The sequence below is a fragment of the Mitsuaria sp. TWR114 genome, assembly GCF_007997345.1.
Genome location: NZ_VOSR01000019.1, coordinates 1 through 3334, shown reverse-complemented (window position 1 = coordinate 3334; position 3334 = coordinate 1). Strand labels below are relative to the sequence as shown.

Sequence of the window (3334 nt, the reverse complement as noted above, 5' to 3'; positions counted from 1 at the left end):
GCGCTGGTCGGCGTGGCGCTGGTGCTGGCGGCGGTCTTCGTGCCGATGGCCTTCTTCGGCGGCTCGACCGGCGTGATCTACCGCCAGTTCACCGTGACCATCGTGTCGGCGATGACACTGTCGGTGCTGGTGGCGATGATCCTGACGCCGGCGCTGTGCGCGACGCTGCTCAAGCCGGTGGCCAAGGGCCATGCGCTGGCGACGACCGGCTTCTTCGGCGCGTTCAACCGCGCCTTCGACCGTGGCAACCGCCGCTACCAGGGCATCGTGCAGCACATGCTGGGCCGCGGCTGGCGCTACATGGCCGGCTACGCGGTGCTGGTGGCGGTGGTTGGATTCGTCTTCAGCAAGATCCCCGCCGGCTTCCTGCCGGAAGAGGATCAGGGCACGCTGTTCACGCTGGTGCAACTGCCGCCCGGCGCCACGCAGGCCAGGACGCAGGAGGTGCTCCAGCAGGTCGACCATCACTTCCTGGTCGAGCAGAAAGACGCGGTGGACGCCATCTTCTCCGTGGCGGGCTTCAGCTTCGCGGGCAGCGGCCAGAACGCCGGCTTCGCCTTCGTGAAGCTCAAGCCCTGGGGCGACCGCGTCCGGCCGGAGCTGAAGGCCGCGGCGGTGGCCGGACGGGCGATGGAGACGCTGTCGAAGATCCGCAACGCGACGGTCTTCGCGATCGTGCCGCCCGCGGTGTCGGAGCTGGGCAATGCAAGCGGCTTCGACCTGATGCTGCAAGACCGCGCCAACCTCGGCCATGCCGCGCTGATGCAGGCCCGCAACCAGCTGCTGGGCGCACTGATGAAGGAGCCGGGCCTGGTCGCCGTGCGGCCCAACGGCATGGAGGACACGCCCGACTTCCGGCTCGACATCGACGAGCACAAGGTCGGCGCGCTGGGCCTGTCGATGAGCGACGTGAACGCGACCTTCTCGACCGCCTGGGGCAGCAACTACGTCAACGACTTCATCGATCGTGGCCGGGTGAAGAAGGTCTTCCTGCAGTCGGATGCGCCGTTCCGGATGCTGCCGGGCGACATCGACCATTGGTTCGTCCGCAATGCCGCCGGGACCATGGTGCCCTTCAGCGCCTTCGCCACCGCCAGCTGGACCCTGGGCTCCCCGCGCCTGGAGCGCTACAACGGCGTGCCGTCGGTGGAGATCCTGGGCATGGCGCTGCCGGGCGCGCTGTCCAGCGGCCAGGCGCTGGACCTGGTCGAGCGCCATGCGGCCGCGCTGCCACCGGGCATCGGCTACGAGTGGACCGGCGTCTCGCGCCAGGAGCGCGAGGCCGGCGGCCAGGCGGGGCTGCTGTACGCGGTGTCCATCCTGGTGGTCTTCCTGTGCCTGGCGGCGCTGTACGAGAGCTGGTCCATCCCGTTCTCGGTGGTGCTGGTGGTGCCGCTGGGCGTGCTGGGCACGCTGGTCGGCGCGGTGCTGACCTGGAAGATGAACGACGTCTACTTCCAGGTGGGCCTGCTGACCACGGTCGGCCTGGCCTCGAAGAACGCGATCCTGATCGTCGAGTTCGCGAAGGAGCTGCATGCGAAGGGCATGTCCACCCTCGAGGCCGCGATCGCTGCGGCGCGCATGCGCCTGCGGCCGATCCTGATGACCTCGCTGGCCTTCATCCTCGGCGTGCTGCCGCTGATGGTCAGCAAGGGCGCCGGCGCCGGCGCGCAGAACGCGCTCGGCACGGCCGTCGTCGGCGGCATGGTGTCCGGCACGGTGCTGGCGATCTTCTTCGTGCCGCTGTTCTTCGTCGTCGTGCAGGGACTGTTCGGGCGCAACAAGCCCGCGGCGGCCGAGTCCGCCGGGGCCCCCGCCGCCGATGCCTCCCCCCTGTTGAACGAGGGCCACTGACATGACCCGATTGATCTCCCTGGTCCCTTCGCCGACCTGGCCCGGCCTGACGGCGCTGGCGGCGGCCCTGCTGCTGAGCGGCTGCGTCAACCTGGCGCCGCGCTACGAGCGTCCCGCCGCGCCGGTGCCGGCGCACTACCCGGACGCTCCGGCGGACGCTGGAGCGAACGGCGCCGCGAACGCGGACGTCGGCTGGCGGACCTTCTTCGCCGACGCGAAGCTGCGCAGCCTGATCGAGCTGGCGCTCGACAACAACCGCGACCTGCGCGTGGCGGTGCTGAACATCGCGCAGGCCCGCGCGCAGTACCGGATCCAGGACGCGGCCACCTTGCCGACGCTGAGCGCCAGCGGCAGCGGCACCGCGACCCGCACGCCGGCCAGCCTCTCGGCGAGCGGCGAGGCGCTGACCAGCCACCAGTACAGCGCGACGCTGGGCGTCAGCGCCTATGAGCTGGACCTGTTCGGCCGCGTGCGCAACCTGAGCGCGCAGGCGCTGGAGCAATACCTCTCCACCGAGGAGGCGAGGCGCAGCACCCAGATCTCGCTGGTGGCGGAGGTGGCCACGGCCTACCTGACCTGGGCCGCGGACCTCGAGCGCCTGGCGCTGGCGCGCGAGACGCTGCGCAGCCAGTCCGACACCTACACGCTGACCCAGCGCAGCTTCGAGCTGGGCAGCGCCTCGGCGCTGACGCTGCGGCAGGTGCAGACCAGCGTCGACAGCGCGCGCGTGGACGTGGCGCGCTACACCGGCCAGATCGCGCAGGACCGCAATGCGCTGGCGCTGCTGCTGGGCGCGCCGGTGCCGGGCGAACTGGCGCCGGGCGCTCTCGGCGACTCGCTCAACGCGCTCCCCGAGCTGCCGGCCGGACTGCCGTCCGAGCTGATGCTGCGCCGGCCCGACCTGCTGCAGTCGGAGCACAAGCTCAAGGCCGCCACGGCCAACATCGGCGCGGCGCGCGCGGCCTTCTATCCGCGCATCAGCCTGACGGCCTCGGCGGGCAGCGGCAGCGCGGACCTGTCAGGCCTGTTCAAGGGCGGTTCGGGATCCTGGACCTTCCTGCCGCAGATCAGCCTGCCGATCTTCGATGGCGGCAGCAACCGGGCCTCGCTCGACAGCGCCATCGCCGGGCGCGACATCGCCGTGGCGCAGTACGAGCAGGCGATCCAGTCCGCCTTCCGCGAGGTGGCGGACGCGCTGGCGCAGCGCGAGGCGCTGAGCGGTCAGCTGCAGGCGCAGCAGTCGCTGGTCGAGGCGAGCGGCGATGCGCTGAAGCTGTCCGATGCCCGCTTCGCGCGTGGCGTCGATAGCTACCTGGACGTGCTGGATGCGCAGCGCTCCTGGTACGGCGCGCAGCAGACGCTGATCGGCATGCGGCTCTCGCGGCTCACCAACGGGGTGACGCTCTACAAGGCGCTGGGCGGTGGCTGGAACGGCTGAGCGCCGGTCTCGGCCGCGGCCGTGGTTGCGGTTGCGGTTGCG

At 71.0% G+C, this 3334-nt stretch carries 2 protein-coding genes; both read left to right on the top strand.

All coding sequences use genetic code 11. The features are described 5' to 3' along the window. A partial coding sequence (locus tag FUT87_RS01190) for an efflux RND transporter permease subunit (protein WP_147239821.1) occupies positions 1–1854 on the top strand: 1854 nt, incomplete at its 5' end. A 1-nt stretch (position 1855) separates the two neighbouring features. Continuing rightward, positions 1856–3292, top strand: a complete 1437-nt coding sequence (gene adeC, locus FUT87_RS01185) for an AdeC/AdeK/OprM family multidrug efflux complex outer membrane factor (RefSeq protein ID WP_147239820.1) — start codon at positions 1856–1858, stop codon at positions 3290–3292. The last annotated feature ends 42 nt before the right edge of the window (positions 3293–3334 follow it).